The organism is Dokdonella sp. (genome assembly GCF_036518555.1).
Classification (GTDB): domain Bacteria; phylum Pseudomonadota; class Gammaproteobacteria; order Xanthomonadales; family Rhodanobacteraceae; genus Dokdonella_A.
In genome coordinates, this window is record NZ_DATDMY010000188.1 from 1 (window position 1) to 18,774 (window position 18,774).

18 protein-coding genes are annotated in these 18,774 nt (G+C 70.1%); 11 read left to right on the forward strand and 7 right to left on the reverse strand.

From position 1 onward, the window contains the following. Positions 1-579 (reverse strand): serine/threonine-protein kinase (locus VI238_RS10730; RefSeq protein ID WP_331651151.1); only part of this gene is annotated, 579 nt, incomplete at its 3' end. A 128-nt stretch (positions 580-707) separates the two neighbouring features. Between VI238_RS10730 and VI238_RS10735 the strand changes: the two genes are divergently transcribed. Next, positions 708-1,610, forward strand: a complete 903-nt coding sequence (locus tag VI238_RS10735; protein WP_331651153.1) for a GGDEF domain-containing protein — start codon at positions 708-710, stop codon at positions 1,608-1,610. Positions 1,611-1,734: 124 nt separating this feature from the next. Here the strand turns inward: VI238_RS10735 and VI238_RS10740 are convergent, their stop codons facing one another. Further along, complete coding sequence (locus tag VI238_RS10740; protein ID WP_331651154.1) at positions 1,735-2,367, reverse strand: glutathione S-transferase; 633 nt, start codon at positions 2,365-2,367, stop codon at positions 1,735-1,737. 65 nt (positions 2,368-2,432) lie between these two features. On the opposite strand from VI238_RS10740, the gene aceF reads away from it, so the two are divergent. From aceF to lpdA, 3 genes are read left to right on the forward strand one after another with little or no spacing between them, the layout of a single operon-like run. Continuing rightward, complete coding sequence (gene aceF, locus VI238_RS10745) at positions 2,433-3,836, forward strand: dihydrolipoyllysine-residue acetyltransferase (RefSeq protein ID WP_414650053.1); 1,404 nt, start codon at positions 2,433-2,435, stop codon at positions 3,834-3,836. After that, positions 3,833-4,288 carry a nuclear transport factor 2 family protein gene (locus VI238_RS10750; protein ID WP_331651159.1) on the forward strand — a complete coding sequence of 152 codons (456 nt, stop codon included), beginning with the start codon at positions 3,833-3,835 and terminating at the stop codon, positions 4,286-4,288. The genes aceF and VI238_RS10750 overlap by 4 nt, the downstream gene beginning before the upstream one ends. Before the next feature lie 28 nt (positions 4,289-4,316). Further along, on the forward strand, positions 4,317-6,179 hold the full coding sequence (gene lpdA / locus VI238_RS10755; protein WP_331651161.1) for a dihydrolipoyl dehydrogenase: 1,863 nt from the start codon (positions 4,317-4,319) through the stop codon (positions 6,177-6,179). Positions 6,180-6,229: 50 nt separating this feature from the next. On the opposite strand, the gene VI238_RS10760 is transcribed toward lpdA, so the two are convergent. The 3 genes from VI238_RS10760 to VI238_RS10770 all read right to left on the reverse strand — a co-directional run bounded on the left by VI238_RS10760 (position 6,230) and on the right by VI238_RS10770 (position 9,686). Beyond that, the gene (locus VI238_RS10760; protein WP_331651163.1) at positions 6,230-6,571 is read right to left on the reverse strand and encodes a glutaredoxin family protein; all 342 of its coding nucleotides are present in this window, start codon (positions 6,569-6,571) and stop codon (positions 6,230-6,232) included. Between the two features lie 150 nt (positions 6,572-6,721). Then, positions 6,722-9,235 (reverse strand): choice-of-anchor B family protein, encoded by a 2,514-nt coding sequence (locus VI238_RS10765; protein ID WP_331651165.1) that lies wholly within the window; start codon positions 9,233-9,235, stop codon positions 6,722-6,724. Between the two features lie 106 nt (positions 9,236-9,341). After that, a complete protein-coding gene (locus VI238_RS10770) occupies positions 9,342-9,686 on the reverse strand; it encodes an antibiotic biosynthesis monooxygenase family protein (protein ID WP_331651166.1) in 345 nt (114 codons plus the stop codon). 143 nt (positions 9,687-9,829) lie between these two features. Between VI238_RS10770 and VI238_RS10775 the strand changes: the two genes are divergently transcribed. The 5 genes from VI238_RS10775 to VI238_RS10795 all read left to right on the forward strand — a co-directional run bounded on the left by VI238_RS10775 (position 9,830) and on the right by VI238_RS10795 (position 15,156). After that, a complete protein-coding gene (locus tag VI238_RS10775) occupies positions 9,830-10,423 on the forward strand; it encodes a hypothetical protein (RefSeq protein ID WP_331651168.1) in 594 nt (197 codons plus the stop codon). Between the two features lie 142 nt (positions 10,424-10,565). After that, positions 10,566-11,435: an NAD-dependent epimerase/dehydratase family protein gene (locus tag VI238_RS10780; protein WP_331651170.1), complete on the forward strand. Its 870-nt coding sequence runs from the start codon at positions 10,566-10,568 to the stop codon at positions 11,433-11,435. Between the two features lie 36 nt (positions 11,436-11,471). Continuing rightward, positions 11,472-12,233, forward strand: coding sequence for a DUF2884 family protein (locus tag VI238_RS10785; RefSeq protein WP_331651172.1), 762 nt, complete (start codon positions 11,472-11,474; stop codon positions 12,231-12,233). A gap of 204 nt (positions 12,234-12,437) precedes the next feature. Continuing rightward, complete coding sequence (locus VI238_RS10790; RefSeq protein WP_331651174.1) at positions 12,438-14,576, forward strand: Ig-like domain-containing protein; 2,139 nt, start codon at positions 12,438-12,440, stop codon at positions 14,574-14,576. Positions 14,577-14,691: 115 nt separating this feature from the next. Continuing rightward, a complete protein-coding gene (locus VI238_RS10795) occupies positions 14,692-15,156 on the forward strand; it encodes a DUF962 domain-containing protein (RefSeq protein ID WP_331651176.1) in 465 nt (154 codons plus the stop codon). 65 nt (positions 15,157-15,221) lie between these two features. On the opposite strand, the gene VI238_RS10800 is transcribed toward VI238_RS10795, so the two are convergent. Beyond that, complete coding sequence (locus VI238_RS10800; protein WP_331651177.1) at positions 15,222-16,118, reverse strand: phosphoribosylaminoimidazolesuccinocarboxamide synthase; 897 nt, start codon at positions 16,116-16,118, stop codon at positions 15,222-15,224. 204 nt (positions 16,119-16,322) lie between these two features. On the opposite strand from VI238_RS10800, the gene djlA reads away from it, so the two are divergent. After that, positions 16,323-17,105 carry a co-chaperone DjlA gene (gene djlA, locus VI238_RS10805; protein ID WP_331651179.1) on the forward strand — a complete coding sequence of 261 codons (783 nt, stop codon included), beginning with the start codon at positions 16,323-16,325 and terminating at the stop codon, positions 17,103-17,105. Between the two features lie 32 nt (positions 17,106-17,137). Further along, positions 17,138-17,809, forward strand: coding sequence for a ribulose-phosphate 3-epimerase (gene rpe / locus VI238_RS10810; RefSeq protein ID WP_331651181.1), 672 nt, complete (start codon positions 17,138-17,140; stop codon positions 17,807-17,809). A gap of 243 nt (positions 17,810-18,052) precedes the next feature. Here the strand turns inward: rpe and VI238_RS10815 are convergent, their stop codons facing one another. Continuing rightward, the gene (locus tag VI238_RS10815) at positions 18,053-18,220 is read right to left on the reverse strand and encodes a hypothetical protein (protein ID WP_331651183.1); all 168 of its coding nucleotides are present in this window, start codon (positions 18,218-18,220) and stop codon (positions 18,053-18,055) included. Positions 18,221-18,774: the final 554 nt, after the last annotated feature.

Here is an 18,774-nt window from a genome sequence, read left to right on the forward strand (position 1 = left end):
GCCCTCGCTGCCGGCGCTGCCGCCGATGGCGATGCCGAAGTCGATGATCTTCGGCATCGGGGTGCCGTCGACGCGGCGCACGAGCACGTTGGCGGGCTTGAGGTCGCGATGGATGATGCCCTTCTGGTGCGCGTGCTGGACGCCGTGGCACACGCGCGCGAACAGGGCGAGGCGCGCATCGCGGCCGAGCTGCTGCTCGCGGCAGAAGCGGGTGACCGGCACGCCCTCGACGACTTCCATCGCGAGGTAGGGATAGCCCTGCTCGGTGGTGCCGGCGTCGAACACCTGCGCGATCGCGGGGTGCTGCATCTGCGCGAGCGCCTGCCGCTCGACGTCGAAGTAGGCGCGCGCGAGCGGGCTGGCGACCTGCTCGCGGATGAGCTTGAGGGCGACCTCGCGATGCACCGGGCGCAGCTGCTCGGCGAGGTAGACGCGACCCATGCCGCCTTCGCCGAGGACGGAGCGGATCAGGTAGGGGCCGAGCTGCATGCCCGGTTCGAGCACGCCGGCGGCGTCGGCCGCACGGGCGTCGCCGATGAATTCGGTGGCGTCGTTCGCGCCGGGTTCGTCGCCGTGCATGTCCGCCCCTGTCCGGAACCGCGTGCGCGCAGTGTAGTGAGCGCCGCGCGGAATGCCACCGTATCCGCCACGCGAGCGGGGAGTCGCGTAAACTCCGGTCCGGCGTACGGCGCCGCCAGCGGACCCGCATGACTTCCCGCCACAACGATTCCAGCACCACCCAGCGACGCACGATCCGCCCGGTGCGCGGTTTCGAGGCGCGCAGCGGTTCCGCCGCCTGCCTCGTCGTCCTGCAGGGGCAGCGCCTCGGCCAGCGCATCGACATCGGCGATCAGGTCGTCACCCTCGGGCGCGCGCCCGAGTGCGACTTCCAGATCATGGAACGCAGCGTGTCGCGCCAGCACGCGCGCGTCTGGAAGGAGCCGAACGGCTACCGCATCAAGGACCTCGACTCGACCAACAAGACGCTGCTGAACGACCAGCCGATCATCGAGGCCGAACTCAAGGACGGCGACCACATCGCGATCGGCGGCTGCGTGCTGAAGTTCATGGAGCGTTCGTCGGTCGAGGCGCGCTATCACGACGAGATCTACCAGCTCGCGACGATGGATCCGCTGACCGGCCTGTACAACCGGCGGCATTTCCTCGAACTGCTCGAGCGCGAGCTCGCGCGCACCGCGAGCCATCGGCGCGCGTTGTCGCTGCTGATCATCGACCTCGATCACTTCAAGTCGATCAACGATCGCTATGGCCATCCCGCGGGCGATGTCGTGCTCAAGCAGGTCGCCGTCGCGCTGCAGGCGCTCGCGCACGGCGAGATCCTCGTCGCGCGCATCGGTGGCGAGGAATTCGCCGCGATGCTGCCCGAGCAGGACGTCGGCACCGCGAGCGCGTTCGCGCAGCAGGTGTGCGAGGCGATCGCCGCGCTCGACCTCGGCGACCAGGCCGGCGTGCGCAACGTGACCGTGAGCATCGGCGTCGCCGGCTGGAATGCCGCGGCGGCGACCGTGGCGGACCTGTTGCGCGCGGCCGACGCCGAGCTCTACCGCGCCAAGCAGGGCGGCCGTAACCGCGTCTGCGTCGCCGCGTAGGGCGGCACGACGCGCGCGAAGCGTTCCTTCGCGAACAAGCGCTCGATCGCGAGCGCGGCCGCGACCCGCCGCACTCCCGCCAGCGACGGCAGGCGCTTCGCGCGTACCGGCCATCGTCGATCGATCACGCCCACTCGGTCAGGCCTTCGATGTCGTACAGGCGCTTCCAGCTTGCGCGCGCCTTCACGCGCTGCGCGAGCGCGGCGACGTGCGGCCAGCTCGTCGCGGGCTTGGGCATGTTGCGCGACCAGCGCATGAGCATCGTCGCGTAGAGATCGACGATGCCGACCGCGTCGCCGAGGATGTACGGCCCGTTCGCGGCGAGGTGCGCTTCGAGCCGATCCCAGGTCGCCTCGATGCGGCGTCGCGCGAACTCCTTCGATTCCCTCTCGTGTTCGACCGGCGCGAAATCCTGCGGATAGAACCACTGCCGGTACGCAGGCTGCAGCGTGTTGGCCAGGTGCACCATCCACTGCAGGTAGGTGGCGCGCCCGGGGTCGCCGGGCGGCGGCGCGAGCGCGGCTTCCGGGTGGCGCTCGGCGAGCAGCAGGAGCAGTGCCGCGCATTCATACACGGGCGCGCCGTCGACGATCAGGGTCGGCACCGTGCCGTTCGGATTGAGGCGCAGGTACTCGGCGCTCTTCTGCGCCTTCGCGTCGAGGTCGAGCTTGCGCAGCTCGTGCGGCACGCCGAGTTCGAGCAGCGCCTGGTGCACGGCCATGCTGGCGGTGCCGGGAGAATAGTAGAGGACGTACATGCGAGGCTCCGGTCGGCGCGAGGGCCGGCGGATTCTACCTGCATGCGCATGGCGCGCCGCCGCGCATGACGTCAGGCCTCGAAATCGGCGAAACTTGCGTTCCTGCCTCACGATCCGGAGCAAGCATGGCCGTCCAGGAAGCGAAGGTGCCGGACATCGGCAACTACACCAACGTCCCCGTCATCGAGGTGCTGGTGAAGGTCGGCGACACGGTGACGCGCGACCAGGGCCTGGTGACCCTCGAATCGGACAAGGCGACGATGGAAGTGCCGGCGCCGTTCGACGGCGTCGTGCGCGAGATCAAGGTCAAGGTCGGCGACGAGATTTCCGAGGGTACCGTCGTTGCGCTCGTCGAGGCGGCCGATGCCGGTGCGGCGAAGCCCGCCGCCGAAGCCGCCAAGCCTGCCGAGGCGCCCAAGCCCGCACCTGCTGCGGCACCCGCGCCTGCCGCGAAGAGCGAGCCCGCGCCGTCGGCGCCGGCGCCCGCGAAGGGCGACTCCGGCGCGCCGCGCACGCCACCGGTCGCGTTCGACGCGGGCGCGGTGATGCCGGACCAGGTGCCGTACGCGAGCCCCGCGGTGCGCCTGTTCGCGCGCGAACTCGGCGTCGACCTCGCGCGCGTCAAGGGCAGCGAGCGCAAGGGTCGCATCTCGAAGGAAGACGTCCAGAACTACGTCAAGGCTGCACTCGCGGGCGGCGCGCCGCGCGCGGCGGCGGCCGGCGGTGGTGGCCTCAACCTGTTGCCGTGGCCGCAGGTCGACTTCGCCAAGTTCGGCGAGATCGAGACGAAGCCGCTGTCGAAGATCAAGAAGATCTCGGGTGCGAACCTCGCGCGCAACTGGGCGATGATCCCGCACGTCACGCAGCACGACGACGCCGACGTGACCGAGCTCGAGGCGCTGCGCGTGCAGCTCAACAAGGAGAACGAGAAGGCGGGCATCAAGCTGACCATGCTCGCGTTCCTGATCAAGGCCGTCGTCGCCGCGCTGAAGAAGTACCCCGACTTCAACGCGTCGCTCGATGCGAGCGGCGAGAACCTCGTGCTCAAGAAATACTTCCACGTCGGTTTCGCCGCCGACACGCCGAACGGCCTCGTCGTGCCGGTGCTGCGCGACGCGGACCGCAAGGGCGTGATCGAGATCGCGCAGGAAACCGGCGAGCTCGCCAAGAAGGCGCGCGACGGCAAGCTCGGGCCCGCCGACATGTCCGGCGGCTGCTTCTCGATCTCCTCGCTGGGCGGCATCGGCGGCACCGCGTTCACGCCGATCGTCAATGCGCCCGAGGTCGCGATCCTCGGCGTGTCGAAGTCGTCGATCAAGCCGCACTGGGACGGCGCCGCGTTCGTGCCGCGCCTGATCCTGCCGCTGTCCCTGAGCTACGACCACCGCGTCATCGACGGCGCCTCGGCCGCGCGTTTCACGACCTACCTCGGCCAGGTGCTCGGCGACATGCGGCGGGTATTGCTGTGACGGCGCGCCACGCCTCGCGGGCGATGCTCGCCGCTGCGCTTGCGGTCGCGGGCGTGCCCGCGGATGCCGCAGAGCCTTCGCTGCGCGGCGTCGCCCAGGCGCATCTCGCTGCGGTCGAGGCACGCGACCTCGACGCGCTGCTCGCGACGGTGACCTCGCACGACAAGCTCACGCTCCTGTTTCCGGACGGCAGCGCGTTCACCACGCGCGCGCAATACGTCGATTTCCACAAGGAATGGTTCGCCGATCGCGCCTGGCATTTTCACGGCGAGATCGTCGACGTGATCGAAACCCCGCAGCTCGGCCACGTGCTCGCCCGCTACCGTTACGAGTCGGGCGGCAAGGCGGCGGCGAAGGACACCTGGCTCGCGCTCACGTTCGCGAAGGAACGTGGCCGCTGGCGTCTCGTCTTCGACCAGAACACGCGCATCGAACCGCAGCCGGCGAAATAGCCGCACAGACCGCTCAACGGAAGCCCGCATGGCCAATACGATCGAAGTCAAAGTCCCCGACATCGGCAACTTCACCGGCGTGCCGGTCATCGAGATCCTCGTCAAGCCGGGCGATACGGTCGCGAAGGATCAGGGCCTCGTCACGCTCGAATCGGACAAGGCGACGATGGAAGTGCCGTCGAGCGTTGCCGGCGTCGTCAGGGAAGTGCGCGTCAAGCTCAACGACGAAGTCGCCGAAGGCGCGGTCGTCGCGGTGATCGAAGCCGCCGATGCCGGCGCTGCGCCGTCTTCTTCGGCTCTCCCGCCCGCGGGAGAGGCCGTCGCGCGCAGCGCGGCGGGTGAGGGGAAGAATGCGAAGTCGTCGCAGGACGCGCCCTCACCCCAGCTCGCTCCCGCGAGCGGCAGAGGGGAAACTGCCGTCGCGAATCCGGCAGCTCCCGTCACCGGACCGAAACCGGCGGCCGCGACCGGGCGCAAGCCCGACATCGAATGCCAGGTCGTCGTGCTCGGTTCCGGCCCGGGCGGCTATACGGCCGCATTCCGCGCCGCCGACCTCGGCCAGGACACCGTGCTCGTCGAACGCTACACGGCGCTCGGCGGCGTCTGCCTCAATGTCGGCTGCATCCCATCGAAGGCGCTGCTGCACGCGGCGCGCGTGATCGACGAAGCCGCGCACGCGGGCGATTACGGCATCGCGTTCGGCGAACCGAAGATCGATCTCGACAAGCTGCGCGCGTACAAGGACAAGGTCGTCGCGCAGATGGTCAAGGGCCTCGACGGCATGTCCAAGCAGCGCAAGGTGCGCATCGTCGAAGGCACGGGCATGTTCGTGTCGCCGAACGAGATCGAAGTCGCCGGCAAGGACGGCACCAAGCTCGTGCGCTTCGAGAAGGCGATCATCGCCGCGGGTTCGCAGGCAGTGAAGCTGCCCGGCTTCCCGTGGGGCGACCCGCGCATGATGGATTCGACCGACGCGTTGCTGCTCGCGGACATCCCGAAGAAGCTGCTCGTCGTCGGCGGCGGCATCATCGGCCTCGAGATGGCCTGCGTCTACGACGCGCTCGGCAGCGAAGTCACCGTGGTCGAGCTCATGGACCAGCTCATGCCCGGTGCCGATCCCGATCTCGTGCGTCCGCTGCAGCAGCGCTTGTCGAAGCGCTATTCGGGCGTGCACCTCAAGGTGAAGGTCGCGAAGATCGAGGCCGAGAAGAAAGGGCTCAAGGCGACGTTCGAGGGCGAGAAGGCACCCGAGCCGCAGCTCTACGACCGCGTGCTCGTCGCGATCGGGCGCACGCCGAACGGCGCCAGGATCGGCGCCGACAAAGCCGGCGTCGTCGTCACCGATCGAGGTTTCATCCCGGTCGACCGCCAGATGCGCACCAATGTGCCGCACATCTTCGCGATCGGCGACCTCGTCGGCCAGCCGATGCTCGCGCACAAGGCGACGCACGAAGGCAAGGTCGCGGCCGAAGTCGCCGCGGGCGAGAAGAGCGAGTTCGTCGCGCGGGTGATCCCGTCGGTCGCCTATACCGATCCCGAAATCGCCTGGGTCGGCCTCACCGAGACCGAGGCGAAGAAGCAGGGCATCAAGCTCGGCGTCGGCAAGTTCCCGCACGCGGCGTCCGGTCGCGCGGTCGGCATCGGTCGCACCGAAGGCTTCACCAAGCTGCTGTTCGACGAGGCCACGCACCGCGTCGTCGGCGGCGGCATCGTCGCGCCGAACGCGGGCGACCTCATCGCCGAAGTCGCGCTCGCGATCGAGATGGGTTGCGAGGCCGCCGACATCGGCCTGACCGTGCACCCGCATCCGACCCTGTCGGAGTCGGTCGGCATGGCGGCCGAAGTCTACGAAGGCACGATCACGGACCTCTACCTGCCGAAGAAGAAGTAGGGGCGGTCGCCGATACCGCCGGGAGCACACGCCGGCGCATCGACGTGATCTCAGCCCTTTCCCGCCGGGGTGTACTTCGCGAGTTCCCCCTCGATCCGCGCCTCGTCGAAACCGTTGATCTTCGCGTCGCCGATCAGGATCAGCGGCGTGCCGACGCCGCCCGCGGCCTTCCATTCCGCCGCGGCCGCGGCCGATTTTTCGATGTCGCGCTCGTCCCAGTGCACGCCGTGCGCGGTGAACCAGCTGCGCGCCTTCGCGCAGTAGCCGCAGGTCGCCGTCGCGTACATCGTCACCTTCGGTGCATGGATATCGCTGAGCGCTTCCTGCGCACCGGCGCCGGACGTTCCGGCGCCGGCGACGAGCGCCAGCGCGAGCAGGGTTCTTCGCAACATCGCACTCCCTCCTGAAGGGCGGCGCCGCGCGGCGCCGCTGCGCATCTCTGAGGTTGCACGCCGACGATAGTTCCCCCGCCGCGCATCAGCCGTTGCGGCCCCCGGCCCCGCCTCGATCCTGGTCGCGCGGAGCGGTCGCGGCGCGCACCGTCAGCGCGCGACCGCGTCGAAACCGTTCGCGAAGATCGCGTCGCCGCCGATCGTGCAGGCGCCCGGCACCTGTGCATGGGTGATCCCGATGTCGTCGACGAACCAGCCTTCGCCGGTCTGTGCGGTGTCGGTGCGATAGAGCCAGCGCAGCTTCACGCTCTGGCCCGCGTACGCTGACAGGTCGACCTGGCGCGGCGAGAACGTGAGCTGTCCCGTGCCCGTGAAGGCGCCCGAACCCAGCGTGATGCCGCACAAGGTGCCGCCGTCCGTGATCGTGCCGGGGTACCCGCCGACCGGGGTCAGGCGCGTCCAGGTCGTGCCCGCATCGGTGGAGATGTCCACGACGCCGCCATCCCAGCCCTGCTCGATGTCCCACGCAGTCCAGAACGAGAGCTGCGGCGACGTGTCCGCGCTGAGGTCGAGCGGCGGCGTGACCAGCGAGACGCACAGGTTGTTCGCCGCGGTCGACCAGAAGCTCTGCACGCCGTCGTGCTTGCGTGCGGTCGACATGTGCCAGCCTGCGTGTTCGATCTGGCCCGGCGTGCGGGTCGACGCTGGACCGGCGCCTTCGGCGTCGAACACGGGATCGCCGGGTTCGGCGCCCGACTCGAACGTGCCGTCGTGGTTCGGCCCGGTCGGCGTCGCCGACAGCCGGACGAGGTTGCCGTCCTCGCTGCCGTTCGCGTCGTCGCTCGCGCGCACGACGTAGTACTGGGGCGCGCCGCCGGCGACCGTATCGTCGGCGAAGGCGAGCGCGCCGATGCCCGCCCCGATGCGGTGCGCGAGGTCGGGCACGAAGTCGGCCTGCTCGGAGCGATAGACGGCGTACGACGCGGGGCCGCCGCACGCCGGCTGCGCATCCGGCCAGGCGAGGTCGACGCGGCATTGCGACGTGCCCGCATTGGCCGCGCTCGCGATGCCCGTGAACAGCGGCGGTGCGGTGCAGCTGCCGCTCGTCTGGGCTTCGACGCAGGTCGAGGCGGGCGCGGCGCAGCCGCCCGTCGCGTCGAGCGCGACGACGCGGTAGCCGTACGTGACCGCGCCCGAAGCGGCCGTGTCGGAGTAAGCGCCCGCCGCGAGGTGGTCGGCGATCGTCTCGAAATGGCCGCTGCAACCGCCCTGAGCGCGCTCGACGCGATACTCCGCGTTCGGTGCGGAACCGCTCCAGGCGAGGTCGATGCGATGGTCGCCGTTCGGGGTCGCGCCGAGCGTCGGTACCGGCGGGGCCACGCACAGGTGCGGCTCGAGCACGAAGAAGCCTTCGTCGATGCCGGTCGCGATCACGCGGCCGCTGCCGGGGAAGCGGTAGTTGTTCCAGCTGCCGTTGAACTGCGAGTCGTTGCTCGCGGGGTAGGTGTCGAAGTACGCGACTTCGGTCAGCTGCGCGGCGGACAGGTTGTCCATGCGCAGGATGCGCAGGCCCGCCTCGTAGTTCGACTGGAACACGTACTGGCCGTGCACGTACAGGTTGTGGTCGATCACGCCGAGCGCGCTGTCGTGGTGGCCGACCAGTACCGGCGCGTCGAGGTCGGACACGTCCCACACGTACGTCCGCGCGGCATGGCCCGCATTGACTTCATCGAGTTCGTCGTCGACGAGCAGGTAGCGGTGGTCGTCCGTAAGCCAGCCCTGGTGGGGGTAGGCCGCACCCGCATAGGTGACCGACGACAGCGTGACCGGCGCCTGCTTGTCGCTGACGTCGACGATCGCGATCTTCTTCGTCGGTCCGTTCGAATCGACGCAGATCTCGCGGCCGACATGCGCGGTGTCGGGCCCCGCGTACACCCAGCACTGCGATTCGTGCGTGTAACCCGCATCGCCGACGCAGCCCGCGAACGTCGGCTCATCCGGCACGCTGATGTCGAGCATCTGCAGCCCGCCGCTGTGCGAGTCGCCGGGGCAGGTGAGGTTGCTGCCGGGAACGTAGGCGAAGCCGGTATCTTCGTTGATCGAAATCGTGTGGCTGCTGCCGAACGCGCCGTACCACGCGGTTTCGGCGAATGTCTGCGGCGTCGTCACGCCGCGCAGCGCGGCGAGGTCGAACACCTGCATGCCGTGGCCGGGATTGTTGTCGCTGACCACGTAGGCGTGGTCACGGTACACGCGCACGTCGCGCCAGATCGAGCTGCCCGTGCCCGCGTGCGTGGGCAGCTTGCCGAGGTAGGCCGGATGGGTCGGATCGGCGAGGCGGTAGAACGCGACGCCGTTGTTCGCGCCGATCAGCGCGTACTCGCTGCCGTCGGTGTCGGTCCAGCCCCACAGGCTGTTGGTGCTGCTCGCGGCGAATTCGCCGACCGGCACGAACGCGAGCAGGTCGATGTTCGAGCATGGATAGCCGGCGGCCGTGCCGTCGACGCACGGTGCGGCACTGCGCGGCGCGAGTGGGCGCGGTGCCGACGGGCGCGCCGCGCGGATCGCCTGCATTTCGCGTTGCGTCGCATCGGGTGCGCCGGCCGAGGCGGCGAAGGCGATCGGCAGCAGAAGGAGGGCGCACAGCGCGCGCGGCATGGACATCGGTTTTGCTCCCCAGCAAGGTCGGTCCGCACCGGTCGTCGCGACCGGCGCTAGCCGCCGAGTCTAGCAAGCCGCCGCCTCCCGCAGGCGCGGTCGCGACGGCCGTTCAGCGCGACCCGCCCCGGTCGCCAGCTTTCGCTGTTCCGGCGAGGGTCTCCACCACGTCGTAATGGCGCACGAGCGGCTCCATGTCGAGCAGGTAGTTCTCGTCTTCCGGGTAGTAGACCGATCGCTCCGGGTTCTCCCCCGCGAACGCGCGCACCGCGTCCATCGAGTCCCACAGCGTGATCAGCACGATCTCGCTGTGTTCGCCCTGCAGGCGTCGCAGCACGGTCACGCCGCGATTTCCGGGCGTCGCGGCGACGTCCCTGAGCAAGGTCTCGTCGAGATGGGCGATGTAGGCGTCCGCCCGTTCGGCCAGCGTGATGCCCCGCCAGATGCGCGCGATCATGTGCCGTCTCCGCTGAGCTCGCCGCCATCTTCGCACGGTCCGGGCCGTTTTCGCCCGCAGCGGCCCACGCGGCTAGCGACGGCGAGGGAAACTGCGGCCATAATGCTGCGGGCCCGCGATGCGGGCGCGGTGGAGGGAGCGGAATGGAATGGCTCGGGTGGGTGGTGGCGGTGCTCGCGACCGGCGTTGCCGCATGGGCGTTGCGCGCATTGCGCGCCGAACGCGGACGCAGCCACGAACTCCTGTACGAGAAGATCGATCTCGAGAACGAGCTCGATGCCGCACGCGCGGGCGAGCCCGCCGAGAGCGTCGCGCACGCGGCCGCGCACGATGCGCTCGTCGCGGTCGCCGATCGCCTCGACGCACCGCTCGGCTCCGCACGCGCGCACCTCGAGGACGTCGACGCGCAGATCGCCGACTACCGCGAACGCGTCCGCCAGTTCGATGCCGCGGTGCATTATTGCCTGCAGCCGGTCGAGATGATCTTCGGCGCGGACAAGGCGACGCTCGACCAGCTCGTGCGCCACGTCGAAGGCGCGAGACGCAAGTTGTTCGAGGCACGCGCTGCACTGCAGAAGAGTCCGCTGCACCTCGCCAAGGGGCCCCTCGACGGAGGCCTCGGCGAGATCGACGTGCTCGCCGACTATGCGCGCGCACTCCGCCTGCCGACGACGGACATCGCGGCGCCCGCGCCGGCAGCGACGCCCGCGGACGAGCAGACGCTCGCGCCATCCTGAGACGGCGCACGATGGTGGCACGAAGGCCCGCCCGGGCCGGATGCGTCGGAGGCCGCCGTGGGCTTCGGGCGTCAAGGTGCATGCGCCTCCACGGTGCCCCAGCGGCGGCCGTCGGGCACGGCGGTGCGATGAGCGCGCCCTGATGGCGGTCGTGCTGGTCCTGGGCGCGAGCGGTGCGGTCGGCCGCTTCCTGCTGCCGAGGCTCGTCGCCGCAGGCGACGACGTGCTCGCGGTGAGCCGCACGCCACGCACGTCCGCGTCCGCGCGCCTGCACTGGCTGCAGGGCGACCTCGGACACGCGTTGCCCGCGCTGCCTCCGCTCGACGTGCTGTACAGCTGCGGCCCGCTCGACGCATTCGCGCACTGGTACGCGCGCGCGCCGCTGCAGGCGCGACGGATCGTCGCGATCGGCTCGATGAGCATCGACAGCAAGCAGGCCTCGACCGACGCGCACGAACGCGCCCTCGCCGCGCGCCTGCGCGACGCGGAGCGAACGCTCGCCGCGACCGCCGATGCGCGTGGCGGCGCTTGGACCGTCCTTCGACCGACCCTGATCTACGGGGCCGGCGTCGACCAAAGCCTCACGCCCCTCGTGCACCGCGCACGCCGCTGGCGCATCTTCCCGCGCATCGCCGGGGCGCGCGGGCTACGCCAGCCGGTGCACGCGGACGACCTTGCCGCGGCCTGCGTCGCGGTCGCCGCGCGCGCGCGATGCGCCGGACGCCCGTACGCCGTCGGTGGCGGTGAACGTCTTGCGTTCGCGACGATGCTCGAGCGCGTGCGCGCGTCGTTGCCGTTCCGCACGGTGCCGGTACCGCTGCCGTTGCGGGCGCTGCGCGGCGTGCTCGCGATGACGGGGCGAGCCGGCCTGTCGCCGGCGCTCGTCGATCGCCTCGGGGTCGATCTCGTCGCCGACCTCGGCGACGCACAAGCTGATTTCGATTTCGCGCCGCGGCCGTTCCGACCCGACGCCACGTGCTGGGACGCGACGGCTTCGTTCAGGCAGGATTGAGGCCGTGTCGGATATCGCTGCACCCAGGAGACCTCGATGAATCGGCCGTTGCGGATCCTGCTCGTCATGGCGCTCGCCTGTGCTTCGCAGGCGCGGGCGCTCGATCTCGCCGACACCTGCGGCGCAAGCAGCACGTACGACCTCGTCGTCGGTGCCGATGCGCTCGTGTTCGAGCGGGTGGCGCCCGCGCCGCGGCGCATCGAGTGGCGCGACGGCCGCTTGCGCGTCGATGGTGCGGTCGTTCGCCTCAATACCGAAGACGGCGACCGCCTCGCGTTGTTCGCGCGCGAACTGCGCGCGCTGGTGCCGAAGGTGAAGGCGATCGCGCTGCGCGGCCTCGACCTCGCCACCGGGGTCGTGCGCGAGGAGACGCGCCGGCTCGCCACCTCGGCGGACGCGCGCGCCGAACTCGACCGCCGTGTCGCCGCGCGCGCGTCGGACCTGCGCGGCCGGATCGCGGCCAGCACGAGCACGCGCGACTGGCAGGCCGACGCGCTGGAACGCGACGTCGCCGCATGGTCGGTCGATCTCGCGCCGTTGCTGGCCGCGGAGGTCGGCCGCGGTGCGGTCACCGCTGCGCTCGACGGCGACCTCGACGCCGCCGTGGCGCTGGAGGCGCGCGCGAGCGAGTTCGGCAACGGGCTCGAAGCGAAGATCGACCGTCGCCTGCGCGACCTGCGCCCGCAGGTCGAAGCGTTGTGTCCGGCGATCCGCCGCCTGCACGAGTTGCAGGATGGCGTGCGCGACGGCGACGGCCGCCCGCTCGGCCTGCTCGAGATCGGCTCGACGGCGCGCTGATCCGGCGCCGGCCCGCTTCGTCGCTACGCAGCGGTATGCACGCGCATGCCGCATAGCGAAACGGCCGCGCTTGCTGCAACGCAACGCACCCGATGCGCGACTTTTTCGCCGCAGTGCAGCGTTGCCAACGCTCGTTTGAACGACCTAAGATGCGGTGCGCTTCACGCACGACTCAAGCAATCCAGGACGCCAGCCAGAAGGGGCATGCCCATGCAGGTTCGATCGATCACGACCGCGGCCATCGCCGTGGCGTTGTTTGGCAGTTTGGCGGCGCACGACGCGCGGGCCTACGACTACACCGCGCCGGTGGTGTTCCACAGTACCGCGGACTTCGATCCTGCGCACAGCGTCATCCCGTTCCCGAACAACCTCCTCCTGCTCGGTACGACCGACCTCACCCTGAACATCCCGGTCGCGGACCCGACCGATTTCAGCGATCCGAAAGTCGCGATGAACGCGCTCGACGGCTTCGGCACGTCGACACCGTGGTCGGCCACGTTCAGCGCGCCGATCGATCCGGCTTCGCTCGCCGGCAACGTGCGCATGTTCGAGGTCGCGCTGAGCGGCCCCGGCGGCGCGGTCACGAGCGTCGTGCGCGAGCTCGCCTCGCCGTCCGAATTCGTCGCCGCGCTGTCGCCGTCCGACGCGAGCCACAAGACCATCGCGATCGTGCCGACCGCGCCGCTCAAGCAGCGCACGTCGTACATGGCCGTGCTCACCAACGGCATCAAGGACGCCGGCGGCAACACCGTCCGCGGCACGCTCACCTACCTGCTGTCGACGAGCCCGCAGCCGCTCTGCGCCGGCGGTCACTCGACCAATCCCGCGCTGTCGGACGCTCAGGCGTGCCAGCTCGAGCCGCTGCGCCAGCTCAACAGCTCGCAGGCGGCCGCGGCGACCGGCGCCGGCGTGCCCGCGGGCTCGATCGCGCTGTCGTGGGTCGCGACGACGCAGAGCATCACGCCGACGATGCAGGCGCTCACCGCGATCACGCAGGCGTCTCCGCCCGCGGCGACGCATGTCGCGCCGACCGGCAAGACGCTCGCCGACCTCGGCGTCGGCCTGCCGCCGGTCGCGGACATCTACATCGGCACGATCAGCCTGCCGTACTACCTGTCCGCCCCGAGCGCGTCGAACCCGACCGCGCCGCTGACCGGCTTCTGGCATGCGAATGCGGGCGCGTACATCGAGCAGTGCGCCGGCTTCGGCCTCGACCCCACGTCGACGAACCTCACCGCATGCAACCCGGTACCGGCGGCGACGACGACCGAGACGGTGCCGTTGCTGCTCACGTTGCCGAATGCGAATTCCGGCAAGACCAAGCCGGCCGCGGGCTGGCCGCTCGTGATCTTCCAGCACGGCATCACGCGCAACCGCACCGACATGTTCGCGGTCGCGGGCACGCTCGCGGCGCAGGGCTTCGCGGTCGTCGCGATCGACCTGCCGCTGCACGGCCTGACCAGCACGAGCAATCCGTTCTACATCGGCAATACGCCGTTCGGCGCGATCGCGCACGAGCGCACGTTCGATCTCGACCTGTCGAACAACGCGACCGGCGCACCGGGTCCCGATGGCCAGATCGACCCGTCCGGCAGCTACACGATCAACCTCTCGAGCCTGCTCACCTCGCGCGACAACCTTCGCCAGGGCGTTGCCGACGTGATGCAGCTCGCGCACGCGGCGTCGACGCTGCCGAACGTCGATGCGAGCCAGACGCGCTTCGTCGGCCAGTCGCTCGGCAGCATCACCGGCACGATGGTCATGGCGATGGACCCGACGATCAAGTCGGCGGTGCTCAACGTGCCCGGTGGCGGCATCGCGCGCATGCTCGATGCATCGCCCGCGTTCGGCCCGCGCATCCATGCCGGCCTCGCCGCGGCCGGCCTCGAGCAGGGCACGCCCGACTACGACGCGTACTTCGTCGCGACGCAGACGATCATCGACTCGGGCGATCCGATCAACTACGCCGGCAACGGCACGCTGATCGACCCGGCCGTCGACGACGACGGCATCAAGAACATCCTGCTGCAGGAAGTGGTCGGCAGCGGCGACGACCTGCCCGACCAGGTGATTCCGAACGCGGTCGCGGGCGCCCCGCTGTCGGGCACCGAGCCGCTCATCCGCGCGCTCGGCCTCGCGCCGATCGACGACACGGTGCTGCTGACGACCGGCGGCCTGCAGGCGGTCACGCGCTTCCTGCAGGGCGAGCACGGGTCGCTGCTCGACCCGACCGACTATCCCGCCGCGACCGTCGAGATGCAGGGCGAGATGGCGAGCTTCGCCGCGTTCGGCGGTTTCGGCGTCATCGTCAATAATCCGACCGTCCTGCAACCCGTTCCGTAACCGCACAGCGACCAGGCGCGCGTCTCCGACGGGGGCGCGCGCTTTTTTTTCGCCGCGGCCTGCGCGCGTCGCGGCGCACCGCACCGGCGAGCGACGAACCCACGGGAGTCCGCGCATGCGCAGCGTCAACGACTGGTTCGGCAGCTACAGCTCGGACCACCAGAACCCGACGAACCGGCTCATCCACTGGATCTGCGTACCGGCGATCCTGTGGGCCGTGATCGCGCTGCTCTGGCTGCTGCCCGTGCCTGCATCGATCGGCCGCGCCGAACTCTGGTGCGCCCTGGTCATGGTCGGGGCGCTCACGTTCTACTGGCGCCTGTCGCGCCCGCTCGGCGCCGCGATGTTCGTCGTGTTCGTGCTGTTCGCGCTGCTGACCGAATGGCTGTACCGCGCGTTCGGCGGCCAGCAGCTGCTCTGGCTCGCGCTCGGCGTGTTCGTCGTCGCCTGGATCGGCCAGTTCGTCGGGCATCTCATCGAGGGACGGCGGCCGTCGTTCTTCACCGACCTCGCCTACCTGCTCATCGGCCCCGCCTGGCTCACCGGCAAGATCATGCGCCGCGTCGGCATCGCGTACTGATCGCCGCGTTACTCCGGCTCGCGCTTGCGCCGGGGTACCGGGCCGAAGCGGGTGTCGCGAGCGCGTCAGTCGAGCGTGATCCCCGCGAGCCGCTGCAGCGCTTCGGCGTATTTCGCCGCGGTACCCGCGATCACTTCGGCTGGGACGTGCGGTCCCGGTGCGGTCTTGTTCCAGTCGAGCGTCTCGAGGTAGTCGCGCACGAACTGCTTGTCGTAACTCGGCGGACTGATGCCGACGCGGTACTGGTCCGCCGGCCAGAAGCGCGACGAGTCGGGCGTGAGCATTTCGTCCATCACGTACAGCGTGCCGTCGCCGTCGGTGCCGAATTCGAACTTCGTGTCGGCGATGATGATGCCGCGTTCGGCCGCATAGTCGGCGGCGTAGCGATAGATCGCGAGCGTGGCGTCGCGCACGCGCTCGGCCATCTCGCGACCGACGAGGTCGACGACGTGCGCGAAGCTCACGTTCTCGTCGTGGTCGCCGACCGCGGCCTTCGTCGACGGCGTGAAGATCGGCTCGGGCAACCGCTCGGCCTGGCGCAAACCGGCGGGCAGCGCGATGCCGCACAGCGACCCGCTCGCCCGGTAGTCCTTCCACCCAGACCCGATCAGGTAGCCGCGCGCGATCGCTTCGACGGGCACCGGCTTCAACCGCTTCGTGATCACGCTGCGCCGCGCGTAGAGCGCGACGTCGGTGCCCGCGGGCAGCACGCTCGCGACGTCCTTGCCGGTCAGATGGTTCGGTACGAGATGCGCGGTCTTGCCGAACCAGAAGTTGGAGATCTGGCAGAGCATCTCGCCCTTGCCGGGGATCGGATCGGGCAGCACGACGTCGAACGCCGAGAGGCGATCGGTCGCGACGATCAGCAATTCGCCCGGCGACAGCGCATAGACGTCGCGCACCTTGCCGCGGTGCACGAGTTCGAGGCCGGGAAGGTTCGATTGCGAAAGGACGGTCGGCACGCGCGGGTTCCACCAGGCGAAGGACGCACATTGTAGCGGCGGGCACGCCCGCGGGAGCGAAGCGGCGCGCGCGGCACGCCGGCCCGCGGGCGCGCGCGACGGACGCAGGCTGGTAGAATCCTGCCGATCCTTCCGCGCCGCCTCCGACGTGCCGACACCCGTTCCGATCCATCCGGGCGCGCCCGCCGCGCAGAGAACCGCGCGATGAGCTTCGTCGGCAAACTGCTCGGCGCGCTGATCGGTTGGGGCCTGTTCCACAACCCGCTCGGCATCCTCGTCGGCCTCCTGCTCGGTCACTTCTACGACAGCGCGGTCGCGCGCGCGCGACCCGGCGCGATCGGCAGCGGCTTCGTCGAGCCGCTGTTCGCCTTCGCGGGCGCGCTCGCGAAATCGGACGGGCGCGTCTCGCAGGCGGAGATCGACGCGGCCGAAGCGCTGATCGCGCGGCTCGGCCTCGGCGGCGAGCAGCGGCGCGCCGCGATCGGGCGCTTCACCGCGGGCAAGCAGGTCGAGTTCGACGTGAACTCGGCGATCGGCGAGCTCAGCGCCTGGTGCGCGAACCGGCGCGACTCCGCATTCATCGTGCTCGACCTGCTGCTCGATCTCGTCTACGCCGAAGGCCCGCTCGCCGGCGCCAAGCTCGACCTCGTGCGCCGCCTCTGCGCCGCGCTCGGCGTGCGCGAACACGAGCTCGCCGCGCTGTCGGCGATGAAGGGCTACGGCGGCTGGCAGGGCGCGCGCGCGAGCGGCGATGCGGGGCGGGCGCCGCCGCCGCGACCGTCGCAGGTCGACCCGTACGCGGTGCTCGGGATCACGCGCCAGGCGAGCGACCGCGACATCAAGCAGGCGTATCGCCGCCTCATGAGCAAGCATCATCCCGACAAGCTCGGCGACGTGCCGGACGAGGTGAAGCGCCGCTCCGAGCAGCGATCGCGCGAAATCAACGCCGCCTACGAACACATCAAGGGCGAGCGCGGCCTCAAGTGAGCGCACGCTCCCATCACGAACAGGAACGCATCATGGCCAGGCAATCCCCGATCATCGCCCCGTCGATCCTGTCGGCGAACTTCGCTCGGCTCGGCGAGGAGGTCGACGCGGTCGTCGCCGCCGGCGCCGAGTGGGTGCACTTCGACGTGATGGACAACCATTACGTGCCGAACCTCACGATCGGCCCGCTCGTCTGCGAGGCGCTGCGCAAGCACGGCGTCACCGCGCCGATCGATGTTCACCTCATGGTGAAGCCGGTCGATCGCATCGTGCCGGACTTCGCCAAGGCCGGCGCGAGCGTGATCAGCTTCCATCCCGAGGCGAGCGAGCACGTCGACCGCACGATCCAGCTGATCAAGGCAGGCGGCTGCCAGGCCGGCCTCGTGTTCAATCCGGCCACGCCGCTGTCGTACCTCGACTACGTGCTCGACAAGCTCGATCTCGTGCTGGTCATGTCGGTCAACCCCGGCTTCGGCGGGCAGAGCTTCATTCCATCGGCGCTCGACAAGCTGCGCCGCGTGCGCGAGATGATCGACGCGAGTGGCCGGTCGATCCGCCTCGAGGTCGACGGCGGCGTGAAGCCGTCCAACATCGGCGAGATCGCGCGCGCGGGCGCCGACACGTTCGTCGCGGGTTCTGCGGTATTCAATGAGCCCGACTACGCCGCGGTCATCGCGGCGATGAAGCGCGCGATCGCGGGCTGAGGAAAAAAGAACCGCGCCGGGCCCGGGGGAGGGAAGGGGACGAAGCACCCGGCGCGGGGGGACAACCCGAATTTTTCCAGGGAAAACCGTGGTGGACGACCGTGCGGAAGTCCGTGTTCGGTGGCACGCATCCATGACGCCGCCGCATCCTTGCGCTTTCCGCGGCATCGACGGTGGGCGCCGCCGATGCCGCAGGAGACCCTTCCATGGGTCACGCGATGACCGTCGGCCGTGGCCGATGAATCAGATCGTTACCCATGACGGTTCGGCGTCGCGTTCCGTCGCAGCGCGCGTGCAAGGCCATTCGGCCAGGCTCGTCGGGGCGACCATCGCCTCGCCGCCGAGCCAGAGGAACTCGGCGATCGCGGCGGGGATCGGGTCGGCATGCGGTGCATCGCGGTGGCGGTCCATCGGTGTCTCCTTCGGCAGGGTGTCGACGCGGCGCCTTCCAGGGCGGTCCCGACCGGCATCGATCGGGCAGCGATCCACCCGTGGATCGCGACGGGCGGCATGCACGCAGAGCGGCTAGATGTGCACGGCGGCGAGCAGGCCGAGCAACAACGATCCGAGCGCGAACACGATGCGCAGGCGCTCGCGTGCATGCAGTTCGGCATTCGGGTCGGGGCGGCGCGGGTCCATCGTCGGTCTCCGGTGCGGGTGTGCAGCTTCATTGCAGCGCGGACGCGAGGACGCGCGCCGCCCGGATCGTGCCGCGATCGCGACGAGTTCTGGCAATACGCGGGCAGCCGCGGCGCGGCCGTTGCGCGTTCGCGGCGACGCTGCGTAAGCTCGCCGCGTCGAACCGGCACCGCGCCGGCGAGGTCGCTTCCAGGAGGGGAATCCATGCCGCGCAGCATCGCCATCGTCGAAGACGAACCGCTGATCCGCGCCAACTACGTCGAAGCGCTCACGCGGCTCGGCTACGAAGTGCGCGGCTACGCGTCGCGCAGCGACGCCCAGGCCGC

Bases quoted from the DNA above. Each gene is read 5' to 3' on its own strand.
- VI238_RS10735 (WP_331651153.1), top strand. From the start codon at position 708: ATGACTTCCCGCCACAACGATTCCAGCACCACCCAGCGACGCACGATC.
- VI238_RS10740 (WP_331651154.1), bottom strand. From the start codon at position 2,367: ATGTACGTCCTCTACTATTCTCCCGGCACCGCCAGCATGGCCGTGCAC.
- aceF (WP_414650053.1), top strand. From the start codon at position 2,433: ATGACGTCAGGCCTCGAAATCGGCGAAACTTGCGTTCCTGCCTCACGA.
- lpdA (WP_331651161.1), top strand. From the start codon at position 4,317: ATGGCCAATACGATCGAAGTCAAAGTCCCCGACATCGGCAACTTCACC.
- VI238_RS10760 (WP_331651163.1), bottom strand. From the start codon at position 6,571: ATGTTGCGAAGAACCCTGCTCGCGCTGGCGCTCGTCGCCGGCGCCGGA.
- VI238_RS10765 (WP_331651165.1), bottom strand. From the start codon at position 9,235: ATGTCCATGCCGCGCGCGCTGTGCGCCCTCCTTCTGCTGCCGATCGCC.
- VI238_RS10770 (WP_331651166.1), bottom strand. From the start codon at position 9,686: ATGATCGCGCGCATCTGGCGGGGCATCACGCTGGCCGAACGGGCGGAC.
- VI238_RS10775 (WP_331651168.1), top strand. From the start codon at position 9,830: ATGGAATGGCTCGGGTGGGTGGTGGCGGTGCTCGCGACCGGCGTTGCC.
- VI238_RS10780 (WP_331651170.1), top strand. From the start codon at position 10,566: ATGGCGGTCGTGCTGGTCCTGGGCGCGAGCGGTGCGGTCGGCCGCTTC.
- VI238_RS10785 (WP_331651172.1), top strand. From the start codon at position 11,472: ATGAATCGGCCGTTGCGGATCCTGCTCGTCATGGCGCTCGCCTGTGCT.
- VI238_RS10790 (WP_331651174.1), top strand. From the start codon at position 12,438: ATGCCCATGCAGGTTCGATCGATCACGACCGCGGCCATCGCCGTGGCG.
- VI238_RS10795 (WP_331651176.1), top strand. From the start codon at position 14,692: ATGCGCAGCGTCAACGACTGGTTCGGCAGCTACAGCTCGGACCACCAG.
- djlA (WP_331651179.1), top strand. From the start codon at position 16,323: ATGAGCTTCGTCGGCAAACTGCTCGGCGCGCTGATCGGTTGGGGCCTG.
- rpe (WP_331651181.1), top strand. From the start codon at position 17,138: ATGGCCAGGCAATCCCCGATCATCGCCCCGTCGATCCTGTCGGCGAAC.
- VI238_RS10815 (WP_331651183.1), bottom strand. From the start codon at position 18,220: ATGGACCGCCACCGCGATGCACCGCATGCCGACCCGATCCCCGCCGCG.